16 protein-coding genes are annotated in these 19,396 nt (G+C 66.8%); 12 read left to right on the top strand and 4 right to left on the bottom strand.

Annotation, left to right across the window (positions count from 1 at the left end; all coding sequences use genetic code 11):
- The first annotated feature begins 10 nt into the window (after nt 1–10).
- The gene (locus MRBLWH12_RS12295; protein ID WP_363549281.1) at nt 11–964 is read left to right on the top strand and encodes an amidohydrolase family protein; all 954 of its coding nucleotides are present in this window, start codon (nt 11–13) and stop codon (nt 962–964) included.
- A gap of 90 nt (nt 965–1,054) precedes the next feature.
- Here the strand turns inward: MRBLWH12_RS12295 and MRBLWH12_RS12290 are convergent, their stop codons facing one another.
- Both MRBLWH12_RS12290 and MRBLWH12_RS12285 read right to left on the bottom strand, forming a co-directional pair.
- Entirely contained in the window at nt 1,055–2,332 is a 1,278-nt protein-coding gene (locus MRBLWH12_RS12290) for a DUF418 domain-containing protein (protein WP_363549279.1), read from the bottom strand.
- A 139-nt stretch (nt 2,333–2,471) separates the two neighbouring features.
- On the bottom strand, nt 2,472–5,084 hold the full coding sequence (locus MRBLWH12_RS12285; protein WP_363549277.1) for a hypothetical protein: 2,613 nt from the start codon (nt 5,082–5,084) through the stop codon (nt 2,472–2,474).
- Nucleotides 5,085–5,237: 153 nt separating this feature from the next.
- Between MRBLWH12_RS12285 and MRBLWH12_RS12280 the strand changes: the two genes are divergently transcribed.
- The 5 genes from MRBLWH12_RS12280 to MRBLWH12_RS12260 are packed head-to-tail and all read left to right on the top strand — an operon-like array spanning nt 5,238 to nt 10,935.
- Entirely contained in the window at nt 5,238–6,275 is a 1,038-nt protein-coding gene (locus MRBLWH12_RS12280; protein ID WP_363549275.1) for a LacI family DNA-binding transcriptional regulator, read from the top strand.
- Entirely contained in the window at nt 6,272–7,870 is a 1,599-nt protein-coding gene (locus MRBLWH12_RS12275; RefSeq protein WP_363549273.1) for an FAD-dependent oxidoreductase, read from the top strand. Before MRBLWH12_RS12280 ends, MRBLWH12_RS12275 begins: the two co-directional genes overlap by 4 nt.
- Before the next feature lie 14 nt (nt 7,871–7,884).
- On the top strand, nt 7,885–9,159 hold the full coding sequence (locus tag MRBLWH12_RS12270; protein WP_363549271.1) for an ABC transporter substrate-binding protein: 1,275 nt from the start codon (nt 7,885–7,887) through the stop codon (nt 9,157–9,159).
- A complete protein-coding gene (locus MRBLWH12_RS12265; protein ID WP_363549270.1) occupies nt 9,156–10,103 on the top strand; it encodes a carbohydrate ABC transporter permease in 948 nt (315 codons plus the stop codon). The genes MRBLWH12_RS12270 and MRBLWH12_RS12265 overlap by 4 nt, the downstream gene beginning before the upstream one ends.
- On the top strand, nt 10,093–10,935 hold the full coding sequence (locus MRBLWH12_RS12260; protein ID WP_363549268.1) for a carbohydrate ABC transporter permease: 843 nt from the start codon (nt 10,093–10,095) through the stop codon (nt 10,933–10,935). The genes MRBLWH12_RS12265 and MRBLWH12_RS12260 overlap by 11 nt, the downstream gene beginning before the upstream one ends.
- Before the next feature lie 121 nt (nt 10,936–11,056).
- On the opposite strand, the gene MRBLWH12_RS12255 is transcribed toward MRBLWH12_RS12260, so the two are convergent.
- Both MRBLWH12_RS12255 and MRBLWH12_RS12250 read right to left on the bottom strand, forming a co-directional pair.
- Nucleotides 11,057–11,809 carry an SDR family NAD(P)-dependent oxidoreductase gene (locus tag MRBLWH12_RS12255; RefSeq protein WP_363549266.1) on the bottom strand — a complete coding sequence of 251 codons (753 nt, stop codon included), beginning with the start codon at nt 11,807–11,809 and terminating at the stop codon, nt 11,057–11,059.
- A complete protein-coding gene (locus MRBLWH12_RS12250) occupies nt 11,806–12,666 on the bottom strand; it encodes a fumarylacetoacetate hydrolase family protein (RefSeq protein ID WP_363549264.1) in 861 nt (286 codons plus the stop codon). The genes MRBLWH12_RS12255 and MRBLWH12_RS12250 overlap by 4 nt, the downstream gene beginning before the upstream one ends.
- 135 nt (nt 12,667–12,801) lie before the next feature.
- On the opposite strand from MRBLWH12_RS12250, the gene MRBLWH12_RS12245 reads away from it, so the two are divergent.
- From MRBLWH12_RS12245 to MRBLWH12_RS12220, 6 genes are all read left to right on the top strand, one after another.
- Complete coding sequence (locus tag MRBLWH12_RS12245) at nt 12,802–14,100, top strand: L-fuconate dehydratase (protein ID WP_363549262.1); 1,299 nt, start codon at nt 12,802–12,804, stop codon at nt 14,098–14,100.
- The gene (locus MRBLWH12_RS12240) at nt 14,084–15,070 is read left to right on the top strand and encodes an aldo/keto reductase (RefSeq protein WP_363549260.1); all 987 of its coding nucleotides are present in this window, start codon (nt 14,084–14,086) and stop codon (nt 15,068–15,070) included. The genes MRBLWH12_RS12245 and MRBLWH12_RS12240 overlap by 17 nt, the downstream gene beginning before the upstream one ends.
- An 11-nt stretch (nt 15,071–15,081) precedes the next feature.
- Nucleotides 15,082–15,501 carry an RbsD/FucU family protein gene (locus MRBLWH12_RS12235; RefSeq protein WP_363549257.1) on the top strand — a complete coding sequence of 140 codons (420 nt, stop codon included), beginning with the start codon at nt 15,082–15,084 and terminating at the stop codon, nt 15,499–15,501.
- Between the two features lie 138 nt (nt 15,502–15,639).
- Nucleotides 15,640–17,142 (top strand): sugar ABC transporter ATP-binding protein, encoded by a 1,503-nt coding sequence (locus MRBLWH12_RS12230; protein ID WP_363549255.1) that lies wholly within the window; start codon nt 15,640–15,642, stop codon nt 17,140–17,142.
- Entirely contained in the window at nt 17,142–18,173 is a 1,032-nt protein-coding gene (locus MRBLWH12_RS12225) for an ABC transporter permease (RefSeq protein ID WP_363549252.1), read from the top strand. The genes MRBLWH12_RS12230 and MRBLWH12_RS12225 overlap by 1 nt, the downstream gene beginning before the upstream one ends.
- Nucleotides 18,174–18,315: 142 nt before the next feature.
- Complete coding sequence (locus MRBLWH12_RS12220) at nt 18,316–19,314, top strand: ABC transporter substrate-binding protein (RefSeq protein WP_363549249.1); 999 nt, start codon at nt 18,316–18,318, stop codon at nt 19,312–19,314.
- Nucleotides 19,315–19,396: the final 82 nt, after the last annotated feature.

Here is a 19,396-nt window from a genome sequence, read left to right as displayed (position 1 = left end):
GGATGGAGCCATGCGCGTCCTCGACTCACACCTGCACCTGTGGAGACCCGACCTTCTGGAGTACACCTGGCTGGAAGGGCCGCTCGCTTTCGAATTCGCGGCTCTCGAGTTGGAGCACGCCCGGATCGAGGGCGCCACCGAAGTGGGTGCCGTCTTCGTCCAGGCAGAATGCGTCGAGTCGCAGTTCCTCGACGAGGTGCGCTGGGTGACGGGTCTTGCCCGTGAGGCCGGTGTGAAGGCCATCGTCGCCGGTGCGCGGCTCGACGAGGGGGCTTCGACGACGGCGCACCTCGAGGCGCTCGCGGAGTTCGGGCTGGTCGTCGGGGTACGCCACCTGTTGCAGGGGGAGCACGACGGCCTCGCGGCGACACCCGCGTTCATCGCCGGTGTCCGCGCCCTCGCCGCGCGCGAGTGGACATTCGACGCCTGTGTTCGAGCCGCGCAGCTGCCCGACATCACGGCGCTCGCCGCGGCCGTGCCGGAACTGCGAGTGGTGCTCGACCATGTCGGCAAGCCCGCGGTGGGCACGGCATCCGCACCGCTCGCGCCATCGGCCCAGTGGGTGTCGGACCTGACCGCTCTGGCGCAGCATCCGAATGTCTACTGCAAGCTGTCCGGGCTCCCTGGCGAGGCCGGCGGAGATTGGGATGCTGCGCAGGTCACGCCCTTCCTGGACGCCGCCGCGGCGGCGTTCGGCCCGGAGCGGTTGATGTGGGGCAGCGACTGGCCGGTCTCGGTCATCGGGCCGGCCGAGCCCGGTGATCCGTACGCACCCGCCGACGGTGCTCCGACGTATCAGCCGACCGCTCGCACCCGCTGGGCGCAGACGGTCGCAGCGTGGGCGACGAGTCGCGGCCACGACGTCGATGCGATCCTGTGGGCCAACGCCGCACGCTTCTACGGCATCGACAGCGCGCCCCGCCGCGGCGGCATCCTGGGCTGGCTGCGGGGCGACCGGAGCTAGCGCCCTGCAACCGTTCGGCCCCACGTCGTTCCCGTCGCAAAATGTCCCGGTATTCCTCGCGAATACCGGGACATTTCGCGACCGGAAGGGTCAGGACGACCGGCGTAGCTTCCTGGTGATGAGTTCGAAGCACACGTGCCAGACGTACTCGAGGGGGCCCCGAGGGAATGCTCGCAGCCAGAGCTCGGCGAAGAGGACGAGCAGCAGGGTGATCACGACGAACATCGCCAGTGTGCCGAGCACCGGGTCGATCAGACCGGAGAGCGGCGAGTTGCCGATCACGTACTGTCCCACGCGCCCGAGGATGTTCTGCAGCACGTAGCAGGTGAGAGCCATCTGGCCGACCATCGAGAGTCGACGTCCGACGAATCCGATGGAGCGACGTTGATAGAACTCGGCCATGAGCGCGAGCACGCCGAAGGCGACCATGGGTGCCGTGACGTATCTGCCGAAGTTGAAAGTGTCGCCGGTGACGAACGCGAGGAGGTCCAGTGGCAGGCCGACGCCGAAGCCGATCACCATGAGCCACTTCCTGAGCCGGGCCCCGCGGCTCTCGAAAATGCCGTTTCGGTACAGCACAGCCCCGAGGGTGAAGACGGCGAGACCAAGGGTGATGATCGTGCCGGCGTCGGTGCCGAGAGTGATGTCGGAGAACACCGTCAGGACGTTCTCGTGGACGGTCTGCCAGTAGGTGGGCCGGGCTTCGTACACGGGGAATTCGCCGGGAAGCACGATCCCCGGGAGGCTCACACCGCCTGGAGCGAAGATGCCGATGGTGAGGATGGTGAGGTGCGTTGCGAGCGCCGCCCCGATGAAAACCCACTGCCGCTTCTCCGGCAGCAGGAGGACGAATGCGACGATGAAGCCGACGATGGCGTACGCGCGCAGGACGTCGAACTGCACGACGAAGATGTAGTTCAATGCGCCGTCGAGGAAGAGCAGGCCGGCTCGGATGGGGTACGTGCCGGGCCAGCGCAGGCCCCGCCGCAGGGCCGCTTGGCGTTGGATCTCGAGACCGATGCCGAACATGATGGTCAGCAGACCCAGGAACTTGCCATCCGGGATCCACCCCAGAAAATCGTGCCACCAGATGTCCACGGCGCGGTCGCCGGTGAAAGCCACGAACAGCCAGATGTTGCTCGCCAGGGTGCCGATGATGGCGACTCCGCGGATCACGTCGAGCGAAGGAATGCGGCGCGGGGACCGAGCCGACTCGATCGGCCGTGAGCTCGTCGATCCTGTGTGATCGGTGGCGTCGGCTGCGGCTGACTCGGCAGGCGGCGTAGGTGGTGCGGGCGGCGCAGGTAGTGCGGGCGGAGAATGACGGCGGTGCGGGGTCAGCGGGGACGGTGAGACGAGATCGGTCATCGACCCAGTCAATGCGTCGAGCTGTTGTGGTCTCGTATGCAGATCTCGATACGCGGACGATAGCCGGTCGCAGCAGGGAGGCATCGATCCGGATGGGATCGATGCCTCCCGCGACCGGCGGTGGCTCGGGCGGCGCCCGTCAGCCGATCGGACGAGCGTCGAACGCGATGTATTCGATCGTGTGGGTCTCGGGCTGTCCGGAGCCGAGCGCATGCGTGCGGACGGTCGCCGCTCCCGCGGGAATCGTCAGCCCGTCGGCGACGAACGTGCGCGTCTGGGTCTCGCCAGGGGCGAGGCGCTTGATCCGATCTGACCCGAGCGTCGTCTCGATGCGCACGTCGGTGTCGCGGTCACCCGCACCCTGCACCGTCACGGTGAGGGCGGCTCTGCCGTCGGTTCGCGTGGCTTGGACGGACACCGCGCCCGAGGTCGCCACCGGCCCGGCGTCGAGGCCGTCGAGGAGCAGCCCTCGGTAGATCCGAGGCGCACCGTCGAGGGTCAGCTGCACCTGCCCGCCCGACGAGGGCAGTGCGCTCGTTCGGCCGAAGGAGTCCGTCTCTGTGACCGTCGCCGTGGCCGGAAGCGTCACCTGGGTCTTCGTCGACCAACCGTCCTGCCAGATCTCCGGCGCGGGGAAGCGCCAGTCCGTGCGGGCGCCGCCGGTGTTGAGCAGGTATCCGTCGCTGCGGTTCCAGAGCACGGCGAGCGGGCCCTCCGGCGTGGTGAAGAGCAGGCCGTGGGTGGTTCCGTCATCGAGGTGCACCCAGCGGACGAACTCGGCCTGATCGAACGCGCGGGCTGCCGTCGCATAGGCCAGGAGCGACGGCTTGGGCCCGAGGTCTCGATTCACCAGCCCGAAGTGGTACTCCGTGTCCTCAGGATCGGCGCCCATCGGGCTGATCGTGTACGAGTCGAAGAACTGGTACCAGCACACGGCCCGCACCCCCTCGGCTTTGGCGAGCGCGAGGGAGAGCAGTACGTTCTCGGCTGCGTGCCGATAGGTGTCGTTCCACCAGGCGTTGGGCCGGGTGCAGGCATAGGCCTCGGTGAGCCAGATCTCCTTCTCGCCGTAGTCGGACATCATCGCCTTCAGCTGGCGAAGGCCGCCGAGGAAGTTCCAGTAGGTTCCGGTGGCCCCGGGGCTCCATTCGCCGCCGTCGCCGTCCGGGACGAAGTCGGGCGTGAAGTTCCCGCGCCCGGGGTGGAAGGCCACGCCGTCGACGAGGTCCCACCCGCCGGCAGCGTGGAACGCCTCGAACCACGGACGATCCATTCCCGCGAGTCCGTTGTTCATGATCTGGAAGTCGGCGCCCTGGGCAGCGCGCGCCGCATGCACCGGCTTGAGCACACGCTCCACATATGCGGGGGCGGCATCGCCCGTATTGAACGGACGGTTGAGCTCGTTGCCCACCTCGAACCAGGTTGCCCCTGCTGCGATGGCCGTGGCCGTGCTGGACCCGGCCCAGGTGACCAGAGCGGCATCGGTCGCCGTGAGGTCGGGCTGCAGTTCGAGGTTGTGATCCATCCCTCGAGCGTCGTACGCCGATGGCGGCAGCCCCGGCCCGCCGTCGTAGGCGATCCGGACCCACTGGATGCCGATCTTCTGCCAGAGGTCGAGGGTCGCCTGCTCGCCGGCGTTCAGCAGCCACGGGTAGTTCGCGATCCCGAACATGCTGGCCGAACCCGCGGTGTAGCCGAACGGGGTTAGCGCGGCGAGTGTGGTGCGCGCGAATGCGCTGTCGCTCGTCGTCGTGGCGGTCGCCTCGAGCAGCACCATCCCCTCCGCTTCCAGGGGGACCGTGATCGCCGCATCCGCCGTGGACAGAGCGGGGATCGTGATCGATTGCGTGCCGGAGGTGACGACGACCCCGTTGTCGTCACGCGCCCACCAGTCCAGCGCGAAGGTGTCGTCGACCGCGCGGGCATTGGTGACCGTGACGGTCGCCGTCACGTCGCCGGCCGCATCCCACACGTTGTACGGCCGCTGCGTGGAGAGTTCGATGCCCACTCCGTCTCCGCGCCCGATGGCGGCACCCGAGGCCGGACGTGCATCGGTGAGGATCAGGCTCGCGCGGGTCACGGCGGTCGCGGCATCCACCGAGGTGCCGGGGGCGTGCACCCAGGTGGATGTGGTCCAGGCCTTGCGAGACGAGTCCAGCAGCAGCAGCCCGTGGCCGGCGGCCCACGCGGACCGGTAGACGACGCCCGTCGGAACCTCGTAGGGCACGCCGCCCGCGCTGTCGCGCTGCCACTCCGACGTCGGGATGTACTCGTCGGCGGCCGTGGGCAGGTTGACCGCCCTGCTGAACATGAAGCCGGCCGGGTTGAGGGTCGTCGATCCCGACACCGTCCATTCGACGTGCATCTGCGCGGTCTGCACGCGGATGACAGCAGACACGGTCTGCCCGCCCGCCGCGACGGGCATCGTGTAGTCCATCCGGATCGCCTGCTCACCGCCCAGAGTCACGAGAGACGGGGTGCCGCCGGTGGAGGTCTGGATGCCGTAGACCGTGTCCTTCGTCTGGAAGCGGGAGCCGGCCATCAGCAGCGTTCCGGTCGCGTTGTGCACGGCGATGCGCCCGCCGACGGATGCCACGACGCGGATGCCGGTGGCCGTGAGCGTGACGTCGGTTCCCGCGGCTGAAGCGGTGACGGTGCTCGGAGGAAGCGCGATCAGGGCGCCCGCGAGCAGACCGGCGCCGAGGAAGTGCCGACGGGACAGCGTGAGGTGCAGGGGATCGGGGGACATCATTGTCCTTTCCTTGATGATAGGGATTATCAAGGAACTATGCACCGAGTAACGATTCCAGCACAAGAGTTTGACAAGGATCCGATCCGGTCTGTTATGGTCATCTTCGAGTTCTGATAATCCGAACTATCAGGAGAACTCGATCAGGAGAGGTCAATGACGACGAACAAGAATGGGCGCATCACCCAGCGCGAGATCGCGAAGATCGCCGGGGTGAGCCAGGCGACCGTGTCGATGGTGCTCAATGACAAGGACTACTCCAACGTCCGCATCCCCGAGGCCACTCGTGAGCGGGTGCTGCGAGCGATCGAGCAGACGACCTACGTCGTCGACCCGGCAGCGCGTCGCCTCGCCGGACTCGACAACAAGATCCTCGGCATCTTCACCTACGAGCCGGCACTGTCGGCCGAGAGCATGGACTTCTACGGTCCCCTCCTCAACGGCATCGAGCGGGCTGCTGAACGGCTCAGCTGCGACCTCCTCTTCTTCACGGCTTCTCCGCTCGTCGAGGGCTCGCGCAGCCTGTTCCACAAGAACACCCGATTCCGTCTCGCCGACGGCTGCCTGCTCCTCGGGCAGCAGATGAACAGCGCAGAGCTTGCCCGACTGGTCGCCGAGGGTTTCCCGTTCGTCGCCGTCGGACGTCGAGACGAGCCGGATGTGCCGTACGTCGGAATCGACTACCTGTCGCTCACCGGCGAGATCATCCGCCGCCTCGCGGCTCTCGGTCACGAGCGCGCGGTCTACCTCCACCACGGCACGGTCGCCCCCGCCGCGGCCGACCGCCGTTCTGGAATCGCCCAGGCGGCCTCCGGGCTGCGCATCGCGGTCACCTCGATCGATGTGACCGGCCTCGATCGCGCGGCGATCGCTCGTCGCGTACTCGAGCTGGACTCCACCGCCGTGATCGCCGAGGACGCGTTCCTCGCCGAGTCCGCAGCGTCCGCGCTCGCCGCAGAGGCGCCGGATGCCGCCCTCAGCTACGTCGCGCTCGCCGACGTCGCCGGTCACGCCATCGACGGCGCACCGCTCAGCGGATTCGATCTGCGCCGCGAGGCCGTAGCGTCGCGGGCGCTGTCGCTGCTGCAGGACATCATCCTCACCGACGTGGCCGAACGCGGTGACCTGCAGAAGCAGGTGCTGTTGACCGGCGAGATCGTCGACGGCGCGACCCTTCACGCGGTGAGTGGATGACGTCGTTGCAGACCGACGTTCTCATCGTCGGCGGAGGACTCGGCGGGGTCGCGGCTGCGCTGGCTGCGCTCCGGCGGGGTCGCCAGGTGATCCTCACCGAGCAGTACCCCTGGCTGGGAGGGCAGCTGACCTCGCAGATCGTTCCGCCCGACGAGTCGTACTGGGTCGAGCAGTTCGGGATCACCGCGTCCTATCGCGCGCTCCGCGACGGCATCCGCGACTACTACCGCCAGAACTATCCGCTCACCGAGCGCGCTCGTTCGACGAAGGAGCTGAACCCCGGACTCGGCCGGGTCAGTCGGCTGTGTCACGAGCCGCGCGTCGCCGTCGCAGTGCTCGATGCGTTGCTCGCGCCCTACCGTGCCAGCGGGCTGCTCACCGTTCTACAGCCGGCGCTGCCTGTCGCGGCGACCGTCGATGGCGACCTCGTGACGTCGGTCACTGTCGAGCACGACGGGCAGCGGCGCGAGATCACCGCGTCCTTCGTCCTCGACGCCACCGAAACCGGTGACCTCCTCCCTCTCGTCAATGCCGAGTACGTCATCGGCGCCGAATCGCGCGCCGAGACAGGGGAACCGAACGCCGCCGAGGTGTCCGACCCGCAGAACGTCCAGGCGATCACCTGGTGCTTCGCGTTCGACCACGAGGAGGGCGCCGATCACACGATCGAGCGACCTGCGGAGTACGACCGTTTTCGGGCGGCCCATCCGGAGTTCTGGGGCGCCCCGCTGCTCTCGTTCACCGCACCGGATCCGCGCACGTTGGAACCCGTGACGCGCACCATGAACGTCAACCCGCCGATCGTCGAGCGCGGAGCATCCGATCAGAGAACCGACGCGGGAGACCGAGACCTCTGGGAGTTCCGTCGCATTCTCGCCCGTGAGAACTTCGTCCCCGGTTTCCTCGACAGCGACGTGGTCGTGGCCAACTGGCCGATGCTCGACTACCTCGACGGCTCCGTCATCGACACCGCGGATGCCGCGGACCACCTGGCCGGCGCCAAGGAACTCGCTCGCTCCTACGTGTACTGGCTGCAGACCGAGGCACCGCGCCCCGACGGCGGCTTCGGTTTTCCGGGGCTCCGCCTGCGGGGTGACGTCGCCGGTACCGAAGACGGATTCGCTCAGGCGCCCTACATCCGTGAGTCACGGCGGATCGTCGCGCGACGCACGGTCGTCGAGCAGGACATCTCGGTGGCGCTCCGCGGACACGGCGGGCCCGCGACCTTCGACGACTCCGTCGGCGTCGGAATGTACCGGATCGACATTCACCCCTCCACGGGTGGTGACAATTACATCGATGTCGAGTGCGCGCCGTTCGAGATCCCCCTGGGTGCGCTCGTTCCCGTGCGGCTGCGCAACTTCCTGCCGGCGGCGAAGAACATCGGCACCACTCACATCACGAACGGCGCCTACCGCCTGCACCCCGTCGAGTGGAACATCGGCGAGTCGGCCGGCGAGCTCGCTGCCTTCTGTCTGGAAGGCGCGCTCGATCCCGGCGCCGTTCTGGCGGACCGGGCACTCATCATCGCTTTCCAGGCCCGCCTCGTCGAGGCGGGCATCGAGATCCACTGGCCCGAGATCATCGGCTACTAGAGAAGAGAAGGAAGATGTCAACAGCAAAGAAGCTGGGTGCGGCGACCGCAATCGCCGCGTTGGGCCTGGCACTGGCGGGATGCGCGGCAGCCGCGCCGACTCCCGTCGAGACCACTGCCGCCCCGGGAAGCGTGGACCTGCGCATGTCGGTGTGGACGTCGAACGAGGATCAGCTCGCCCTTTTCGATGAGATCGCCGAGGCGTACAAGACGGACCACCCGGAGATCGGCGAGATCACTTACGAATCGCTGCCCTTCGCCGATTACAACACCACCCTCACGACGCAGATCGCCGGCGGCAACGCGCCGGACCTGGCCTGGATGGGTGATCTGTCTCGCGACCTCATCGAGGCGGACGCTCTTGTGCCGCTGACCGATGCTCTGAAGGCCACCAAGGGCTGGGACTACGACGATCTCGTCGGCAGTGTCACCGCGGAGTTCGCGGTCGAGGACGAGCTGTACGCCTACCCGTTCTCGAACTCGCCCTTCGCCCTCTACGTCAACAAGGATCTCCTCGGACAGGCCGGAGCCGCTATCGACGGCGACGTCACGTGGGAGCAGATCAGCGAACTCGGCGCCACGGTGCACCAGGCCACCGGCAAGGCCGGTTTCGTCGTCCGCGACTTCGACTACGCGAACTGGGGCCAGCTCGCGACGGTGTGGACCGGCTGGGGCGCCAGCGCCTGGAGCGCAGACGGCAAGACCTGCACCTTCGACAGTCCGGAGATGGTCGACGCCTTCACGTTCCTGCACGACGCGGCCTTCGTCGACCAGTCGATGCCAGGGCCGGGGACCACCGCGGACTTCTTCGCCGGCGACGCGGCCTTCACGGTCGCCCAGGTGTCGCGCGCGGCGCTGCTCGATGGATCTTTCGCGTACGACGTGATCCCGCTGCCGAACGGGCCCGAGGGCGAATACTCCGTCATCGGTCAGGCCGGTGTGGGCGTGCTCGCCACGAGCCCGCACGTGCAGGAGGCGACAGGCTTCCTCGCATTCCTCACGAACCCGGAGAACGCGGAGAAGCTCGCCGCGTACTTCCCGCCGCCCCGCGAGTCGCTGCTGACCGGTGAGCAGCTCGCCGCGAACAACCCGAAGCTCACGGCCGACCAGCTCGAGAGCGTCGTCATCGACCAGCTTCCCGACGCGGTGACGCTGCCCAACCACACGGGACCCGCGGAGATCAAGGCGGCGGGCAAGACTGCTCTGGATGCGATGTGGGCGGCGGATGCCGACGTCGAGGCCGTGCTCGCTGCGACCTGCGAAGCCATCGAGCCGCTGCTGTCGAAGTGACCGCTCTCGACACGGTGATCGAGTCCCGGGGCGCGGTGGCGCCCCGGGACCCGCACCGCCCGTTCTGGACGATGCGGCGGCGCGACCACCTCACCGGCTATCTCTTCATCGCGCCGCAGCTGGCGGGCGTCGTACTGTTCGTGCTCGTGCCGGTGGGGCTGGGCATCTGGTACAGCCTCAACGAGTGGAACATCTTCCGCGGAGAACTCACGTTCGTCGGCGGCGACAACTACGCCGCTCTGCTGACGGACCCGCAGTTGCCGGCGGTGCTCGGTGCGACCGCGATTTTTTCACTCGGCATCGTGGTGCTCAACATCGCGGCGGGCCTCGGCCTCGCGGTTCTCCTCAACCGCCGCTTCCGCGGCGTGACGATCTTCCGCACGATCTTCTTCTCGCCCGTGATCGTCTCGGTGGTCGCGTGGACGCTGGTCTGGGGATTCCTGCTGCAGGACAACGGGGGCATCAACGCGCTCCTCGCGGTCTTCGGTATCGACGGGCCGAACTGGCTGCTCTCCGGCGACACGGCGATGATCTCGGTCATCGTCACCCAGGTCATCCGCAGCGTCGGGGTGAACATGGTGCTCTTCCTCGCTGCGCTCCAAGGCGTGCCGTCGGAGCTCTACGAGGCGGCCCGGATCGACGGTGCAGGACCGGGGCGGATCTTCCTCCGGATCACCCTGCCCCTGATCTCACCGACGCTCATGCTGACCGCCGTCATCACCATCGTCGGGTCGCTGCAGGCATTCGCCAACGTCGCGGTGCTCACCGGCGGCGGCCCCGGCCTGTCGACCACCGTGCTCGTCTACTACGTCTTCCAGCAGGCGTTCGAGTTCAACGACATCGGCTACGGGTCGACGCTCGCCCTGATGCTGCTGACCTTCGTGATGCTGCTGACCATGCTGCAGTGGCAGCTCCGCCGGAAGTGGGTGTTCTATGAGGAATGAGGGATCCCGCATCCGCCGAGTGATCCTCGTCGCAGCGCTGATCGTCCTCGCCGTGCCGTTCGCGGTGCCGACGATCTGGATGATCACGTCATCGTTCAAACCGCTGGCAGAGATCTTCCGCTCGCCGCCCGCGCTGTTCGCGGAGAACCCGACGGTCGCCGCCTATGTTGAGGCATTCACCTTCCAGCCGTTCGCGAGGCAGTACTTCAACAGCGTGTACATCGCGGTGCTCGTCACGGCGATCGTGATGGTGGTGTCGAGTCTCGCCGGCTACGCCTTCGCCCGAATCCGCTTTCCCTTTGCGAATGCGCTGTTCCTCGTGGTGCTGGTCGGGTTGCTCGTGCCCGGCGAGGTGACGATCGTGCCGCTGTTCCAGATGTTCAAGCAGTGGGGGATGATCAATACCCACTGGCCGTTGATACTGGTGACGGCGCTCGCCGCCCCGTGCGTCCTCGCGACGTTCATCATGCGGCAGTTCTTCCTGTCGCTGCCCGTCGAGCTGGAGGAGGCGGCGCGCATCGACGGGTTGGGCAGGCCGGCGATCTGGTGGCGGATCAGCCTTCCGCTGTCCAAGCCGGCGCTGTCGGCGGTCGCGATCCTCACCTTCCTCTCGTCGTGGAACCTGTATCTCGAACCGACGGTGTACCTCACGTCGCCGGAACTGTTCACGCTGCCGCAGGCGCTGACCCGTTTCACGGATGCGTATGGCGGACAGATGTGGAACACGCAGCTCGCCGCCGCGACCATGACGGTGGTGCCGATGCTGATCGTGTTCATCGTGGCCCAGCGTCAGTTCGTGGAAGGGCTCGCGCACTCCGGTCTCAAAGGCTGAGGTCCGCCGGGGGCTGGTGCTCCAGGCGCCGGCTCCCGGTGTTCCGGTCGCAAGAATGCCCGGCATTCGTTCGGAATTCCGGGCATTCTCGCGACGGGAGCGGAAGAGACGAGCGTCGAAGCTACTCGGAGCGGAGCCGCAGCTGCGCCATGCCGCCGTCGACCTCGATGAAGGTGCCGGTCGTCGATCCGGCCGCGGGGCTGACGAGGTAGGCCACGGCTGCAGCGACCTCGCCGGCGGAGACGAGGCGGCCATGCGGCTGACGCGCCTCGAGTGCCGCACGTTCGGCGGCGGGGTCCGCAGCCGAATCGAGCAGGCGCTGCACCCAGGGGGTGTCGGCGGTGCCCGGGTTCACGGCGTTCACGCGGATGCCCTCACGGAGGTGGTCGGCGGCCATCGCCCGCGTCAGGGCCGATACCGCGCCCTTCGACGCGCTGTAGAGCGCGCGCTGCGGGAGCCCGGTGGTGGAGGCGATGGATGCCGTGTTGCAGACTGCCGCCGCTGGAGACTTCCGCAGCCATGGCAGCGCTGCCGCGGTGACACGGGCGATTCCGGTGACGTTGATCGACAGCACTCGTGCCCACTCGTCATCGTCGTTCGCGGCGATATCGCCCTGGGCGCCGATACCGGCGTTGTTCACGACGATGTCGATGCGGCCGAACTTCTCAGCCACCGCGGCGACCGCAGCATCCACCGACGCGCGGTCCGAGACATCGGCCGTGAAGGCGGCGAACGCGGCATCCGCGCCGGCCGTGTCGCGATCGAGCACGGCGATCCGCGCACCGTCGGCGTGCAGTCGTTCGGCGATGGCTGCGCCGATGCCGGAGGCGCCACCGGTGACGATCGCCACCAGTCCCTCAAGTGAGCGGGTCATTTCTGTGCCTCCCATGCGACGAATTCCTGGCGCTGGTGGCCCAGTCCATCGATCTCCACCTCGACGATGTCACCGGGTGCGATGTAGGGGTACTTGCCGGAGAGGGCGACGCCCTGCGGTGTTCCGGTGAGGATCAGGTCGCCCGGCTCGAGGGTCACGTACTGCGAGAGGTGGTGCACGATGTGCTCGATCGAGAAGATCATGTCGGCGGTGTTCGAGTCCTGACGCGGCTCGCCGTTGACGAAGCTGCGCAACCCGAGCGCCTGGTGGTCGACCTCGTCGCGGGTGACCAGCCACGGACCGGTCGGATTGAAGCCGAAGGCGATCTTGCCCTTCGACCACTGACCGCCGGAGACGGCCATCTGGAAGTCGCGCTCGGACACGTCGTTCGCGACGACGAATCCGGCGACATGGTCGAGCGACTCCTCGGGGGAGTCGAGGTAGGCCGCTCGGCGTCCGATGACGATGCCGAGCTCGACCTCCCAGTCGGTCTTCTCGCTGCCACGGGGGATCATCACGGTGTCGTTCGGGCCGACCACGGTGTTCGGCGTCTTCAGGAACAGGATCGGGATGGTCGGGGGCTCGGAGCCCGACTCCGCGGCATGCGCCGCGTAGTTCATGCCGATGCAGATGACCGCACTCGGGCGGGCGATCGGCGCACCGATGCGCATCGCCGCCGCGTCCTCGAGCACGGGGAGCTGGTCCGCCTCCCTGGCCGCCGCGATGCGCGCACGGAAGTCACCGGCGAGAAAATCACCGTTCACATCGGATGTCACGGCCCGAAGGTCGAGGTAGTGGTCGCCCTCTACGAGAACGGGGATCTCGGTCCCCGGGTCGCCAAGCCGTGCGAACTTCATGGTTCTCCTGCTTCGTCTGGATGATTCGATCGGTGGGTCGCTTTCTCAGCCGCCCTCGTTGACAGTATAGACATCCGATGTTTACACTCCAAGAGATCCGCATGAGTCATTCGCTCATGCCAGGGAGAGGAACCCGTGAGCCGTATCGTCGCACTCGACACCACCGACATCCGTTTTCCGACGTCGCTCAGTCTCGACGGCTCGGACGCGATGAACCCCGACCCCGACTACTCGGCTGCCTACGTGATCGTGCGCACCGACGCCGGGGACGACATCGAGGGTCACGCCTTCGTGTTCACGATCGGACGCGGCAACGACGTGCAGGTCGCCGCGATCGACGCGCTCGCCGGTCACCTCGTCGGGCGAGAGCTCGAGCCGCTCCTCGATGACATGGGCGGCACGTTCCGCGAGATCATCGGCGACTCGCAGCTGCGCTGGCTCGGCCCCGAGAAGGGCGTGATGCACATGGCGATCGGTGCGGTGATCAACGCGCTGTGGGACATCAAGGCGAAGCGCGCCGGGCTCCCGCTCTGGCAGCTCCTGGCGAGGATGACGCCGGAAGAGCTCGTCGATCTCGTGGACTTCCGATACCTCACCAACGCGCTCACCCCCGAGGACGCCCTGAAGATCCTGCGGGACGCGGAACCCGGGCGGGCCGCTCGCGAGCAGGAGCTGCTCGCCACCGGGTACCCCGGGTACACGACCAGCCCCGGCTGGCTTGGCTACTCCGACGAGAAGCTGGAGCGCCTCGCCCGCGAGGCGATGGCCGATGGCTTCACTCAGATCAAGCTCAAGGTCGGCGCCGATCTGGATGACGACATCCGTCGCTTCCGCAAGGCGCGCGAGGTGTGCGGCCCCGACTTCCCGATCGCGATCGACGCCAACCAGCGCTGGGAGGTCTCCGAGGCGATCGAGTGGGTGAACGCCCTCGCCGAGTTCCACCCCGCGTGGATCGAGGAGCCCACCAGCCCCGACGACATCCTCGGTCACGCCGAGATCGCCCGCGGCGTCGCGCCCATCCGCGTGGCCACCGGTGAGCACGCGCAGAACCGGATGATCTTCAAGCAGCTGCTGCAGGCGGATGCCATCGCGGTGATGCAGATCGACGCCGTCCGCGTCGGCGGCGTCAACGAGAACATCGCCAACCTTCTTCTCGCCGCGAAGTTCGCAGTGCCCGTGTGCCCGCACGCCGGCGGCGTCGGCCTCTGCGAGGCCGTTCAGCACCTGTCGATGTTCGACTTCGTGGCGGTGAGCGGCAGCCGTGACGGCCGCATGATCGAATACGTGGACCACCTGCACGAGCACTTCGTCGTGCCGACGAACATCCAGGGCGGTTCCTACATGGTGCCGACGGCGCCAGGAACGAGCATGGAGATGAAAGCGTCCAGCATCGCGGCCTACACCTGGAAGGGCGAGCATGTCGTCGTCGCCTGATCTCCGCACGGGCTTCCCCCGCCTCGGCTACGGTGCCGCCAACGTCGGCAACCTCTTCCGCGAACTCAGTGACGATGAATCCTGGGCGGTGCTGGATGCCGCGTGGGAGAGCGGCATCCGCTACTTCGACACCGCGCCGCACTACGGCCTCGGGCTCTCCGAGCGTCGCCTCGGTGCGTTCCTGCAGACGAAGCCGCGCGACGAGTACGTGCTCTCGACCAAGGTCGGTCGCCTTCTGCGGCCGAACCCCGACCACGACGGCGGGCTCGACACGGCCAACGATTTCCACGTGCCGGCCGATCTCCGGCGCGTCTGGGACTTCTCGGAGGCGGGCGTTCGCACCAGCCTCGAGGAATCGCGCGAGCGGCTCGGCATCGAGCGCATCGACCTCGTCTACCTGCACGACCCGGAACGGCACGATCTCGAGCTTGCGCTCGCCGAAGCGCTGCCCGCGCTCGAACAGCTCCGCGAGGAGGGGGAGGCCCCCATGATCGGCATCGGCTCGATGGTGTCGGATGCTCTCGCTGCCGCCGTGCGCGGAGCCGACCTCGACCTCATCATGGTCGCCGGGAGGTACACGTTGCTCGAGCAGCCCGCGGCGGCCGAGGTGCTTCCTGCGTGCCGGGAGACCGGAACCGGCATCGTCGCGGCATCCGTATTCAATTCGGGCCTGCTGGCATCCAGCGTGCCGCGGCGCGACGGGCGTTACGAATACGGGCAGCTGCCGGATGCGCTGTGGGAACGGCTCGTGCGGATCGCCGCCGTCTGCGACGATCACGACGTGCCGCTTCCGGCGGCCGCCATCCAGTTTCCGCTCCAGGCTGCCGAGGTGCGCTCCGTGGTCGTGGGCGGCAGCCGCCCGGCGCAGCTGCAGCAGAACGCCGACTACGCTGCCCTGGAGATTCCCGAAGCACTCTGGCAGAACCTCGCCGCCGAAGGCCTCATCCCGGCTTCCGTCGCAACGATCTGAAGGAGAAACACGTGCTGGAAGGCATCCACCCGCTGCTCACCGGAGAGCTGCTGCTGCACCTCGATCGGATGGGTCACTCCGACTCGGTCGTCATCGCCGACGCGCACTTCCCGGCGTGGGCGCTGGGGCGCCACGTGATCGACCTGCCCGGCACGACCACCCCCGAGGTGCTCGCTGCAATCCGCACCGTGATTCCGCTGGATGACGCGCCCGGCATCGACCTGATGACCTCGGCCGACGGCGAGGTGCTCGACGTGCAGAGCGAGCTGATGGATGCCGCCGGCACGACGCTGGACACCACCCGCTTCGTCGAGCGTTTCGCGTACTACGAGGTGGCCCGCGAGGCGTACCTGATGGTGCGCACCGGCGAGACCCGCAAGTACGGCAACGCCCTGCTGCGCAAGGGTGTGGTCGGGCACGCCTCCGCCTGAGCAACGGCGGCCCGGCCGCGTCGAAACATCCAGACATTACTTGCATCAAGGGAGATGTAGAGTGACAATTGATCCGATGTTTGCAGTGAACATCACGACCCGTACTTACGCGAGACCTTCAAGGAAGCAGGCGCGCGGATGAGCGATCCGATCCTCAAAGTGGACGGCATCAGCAAGGGCTTCCCCGGCGTGCAGGCGCTGAAGGACGTGCATCTCGAGGTGCGTTCCGGTGAGGTGCTCGTGCTCGTCGGGGAGAACGGCGCCGGCAAGTCGACGCTCATGAAGATCCTTTCCGGGATCTACACCAAGGACGAGGGCACGATCACCTTCGAGGGCCAGGAGGTCGAGCTGACGAGCCCGCTCCAAGCACAGGAGCTGGGGGTGACGATCATCCACCAGGAGTTGAACCTGATGGCCGATCTCACCGTCGCACAGAACATATTCGTAGGCAGGGAACCGACCAGCGGCCCCTTCCTCTCCGAGCGCAAGCTCAATGCCCAGACCTCGGAACTGCTCCAGCGGCTGGGCATCCGGCTCAACCCGCGCCAGCTCGTCGGAGAGCTGACCGTGGCCGAGCAGCAGATGGTCGAGATCGCGAAGGCGCTCTCCTTCAACGCCAAGGTCCTGATCATGGACGAGCCGACGTCGGCACTCACCGACTCCGAGGTCGAGACGCTGTTCGTGTTGATCGAGCAGCTCAAGGCTCGTGGCACCGGCATCGTCTACATCTCGCATCGGATGGACGAACTGCGTCGTCTTGCCGACCGTGTGACGGTACTGCGCGACGGGGCATACATCGGATCACTCGACCGATCAGAGGTCACGATCCCGAAGATCATCGAGATGATGGTCGGTCGTCCGATCGATGAGGGAACGCGTCCGCAGGCACGCGACCACCTGAACGACCCGATCGTGCTCGAGGTTCAGGGGCTGTCCACGAAGGCGCTCCTGAAAGATGTCTCGTTCCAGCTGCACCGAGGCGAGATCCTCGGTTTCGCAGGGCTCATGGGAGCCGGTCGCACCGAGACCGCCCGAGCCGTCATCGGCGCCGATCACCGTGACAGCGGGACCATCGCCGTCGGAGGCCGGCAGGTGCGGATCGGTCAGCCGTCGGATGCCGTGAAACACGGTGTCGGATACCTCTCCGAGGACCGCAAGCTCCTCGGCCTCATGCTCGAACAGGACGTCACCTTCAACACCGTCCTCGCCTCGCTCGGCTCGTACGCCAACGCGATCGGCTGGATGGGCGACGGGGCGGCGAAGAACCGCACCAAGGATTACGTCCAGCAGCTCCGGGTGAAGACGCCGTCGGTCAATCAGGTCGTCAAGCTCCTCTCCGGAGGAAACCAGCAGAAGGTCGTCATCGCCCGTTGGCTGATGCGCGACTGCGACGTCCTCATCTTCGACGAACCGACCCGAGGAATCGACGTCGGTGCGAAGGAGGAGATCTACCGCCTCATGCAGCAGCTCGCCGAGCTGGGCAAGTCCATCATCGTCATCTCATCGGAGCTGCCGGAGATCCTTCGCGTGGCGAACCGCATCGCCGTCTTCGCGAACGGACGGATCACCGGCACTCTCCGCAACGAGGACGCCAGCCAGGAGAAGATCATGCAACTCGCAGCACACGGAGAGGACGACTGATGAGCACGCCGCAGCAGCCTGGATCGTCGACGACGACGATCATCCGCACAGCCGTGAACGAGAACACCGACCGGCGGGACTTCCGTGGTCTGCTCCGCCGGCAGCTCCAGCAGTCGCTGGCCTTCGGCACTCTGATCGTCCTCGTGCTGTTCTTCTCCATCTTCGGGAGGAACTTCCTCACCTGGAACAACATCTCCGGCATCCTGCTGGCGACGGCGGTGATCGGGATCCTCGCCCTCGGCACCACATTCGTGATCATCACAGGCGGCATCGATCTCTCGATCGGTACCGGTATGGCATTGTGCGCCGTGATGACCGGTGTGTTCATCACCAACTTCGGGCTGCCGCTCTTCGTCGGTGTGATCGGAGGCATCCTCACCGGCGTGCTGATGGGGTTCATCAACGGAGTGAACATCACCTTCCTGCGGCTGCCACCGTTCATCGCGACACTTGCGATGATGATGATCGCAGGCGGCCTGGCGCTGGTGGTCTCGGGCGTCGCACCGATCTACTTCTCGGAAACCCCCGACTTCCAGAAGATCGCGCTCGGGACGCTGATCCCTGGTCTGCCGAACGCCGTGCTCATCACGCTCGTGCTCGCCATCGTCGCCTATGTGGTGCTGTCGAAGACCCTGCTGGGGCGCTACACCTTCGCGATCGGTTCGAACGAGGAAGCCGCACGGCTCTCCGGCGTGAACACGCGGCGCTGGACGATCCTCGTCTACATGTTCGCCGGAGCCTTCACCGGGGTCGCCGGCGTCATCATCGCTTCTCGCCTCGGATCGGCACAGCCTCAGACCGGCAGCGGCTACGAGCTGCAGGCGATCGCAGCGGTGATCATCGGCGGAACCTCCCTCCTCGGAGGGCGGGGCTCCATCCTCGGCACGGTGATCGGCGCCCTGATCATGAGCGTGCTGGTCAACGGCCTTCGCATCCTCAGCATCCAGCCCGAATGGCAGAACATCGTCGTCGGCGTCGTCATCCTCATCGCCGTGTTCTTCGACTCGTTGCGAAACCGATCTCGAACCTGAGCGACTTCGATGGGCGATCCGTGCCGCCGTCCATCGATCGACGCGAGTCGACGGCGGAGTGATCCGCACCAGGCGCAATCACAGAGTGTCCCCTTCACAGTGTCGGCCGGAAGGTCGATGCCACCGAACAATGGAGTTTCAGATGAAGACAGGCAAGAAGGCGGCCCTCGCCGCGATCGTCGCGGGGGCAGCGCTCGCCCTCGCCGGATGCAACAGCGGAATCGGCACGTCGAGCGGCGGCGAAAGCGGCGGCGAAGGCGGAGGCGAGGAGATGACGATCGCACTCATCGCGAAGGGTTATCAGCACCAGTTCTGGCAGGCGGTCAAGCAGGGTGCCGAGCAGCGCGCAGAAGAGCTCGGAGTTACCGTCACCTTCGACGCGCCCGCGACGGAGACCGAGATCGACAAGCAGCTCTCGATCTTCCAGGACGCGATCAACGCCAAGCCGGCTGCGATCGGGTTCGCTGCGCTGGACTCCAAGGCCTGCATCCCGCTGGTGGAGGACGCGACTGCGCAGGACATCCCCGTCGTCTACTTCGATGCGCCGTGCGACAGCGATGCGGGCCTGAGCCTCGCTGCGACCGACAACACGGTCGCCGGAGCGCTGGCCGCCGAGCACATGGCAGAGCTCATCGGTGGTTCCGGTCAGGTCGCGATCATCGGCCACCAGCAAACCGCTGGTACGGGTGCCGACCGTCGTGACGGCTTCGAAGAGAAGATCAAGGCTGACTACCCCGATGTCGAGATCGTCGACATCCAGTACGGCGACGGCGACCAGCTCAAGTCCGCTGACATCGCGAAAGCACTCATCGCTGCACACCCTGATCTCAAAGGCATCTACGGCACCAACGAAGGCTCCGCGATCGGCGTCGTGAACGCCGCCAACGAGCTGGGACTCAAGGCCGGAGCGCTCACCATCATCGGCTTCGACTCGGGCAAGGCGCAGATCGATGCGATCAACAACGGCCTCGAGGCAGGCGCGATCACGCAGGACCCGATCGGCATCGGCGAGATGGTCGTGCAGGCCGCCTACGACGCGGCCAAGGGCAAGACGGTGGAGAAGTTCATCGACACCGGTTCGCACTGGTACGACAAGAGCAACATCGAAGACCCGGAGATCGCTGCGGTCCTCTACGAGTGACTCGCTGAGATCCACGGGAGCCCCTCGCCTTCGGGCGGGGGGCTCCTTCCGTTCTCTCAGGCTCGTGAACCTCTTGTCCCTG

It is taken from the genome of Microbacterium sp. LWH12-1.2 (assembly GCF_040675825.1).
Taxonomy (GTDB): Bacteria; Actinomycetota; Actinomycetes; order Actinomycetales; family Microbacteriaceae; genus Microbacterium.
This window is presented reverse-complemented; position numbering and strand designations above follow the sequence as displayed.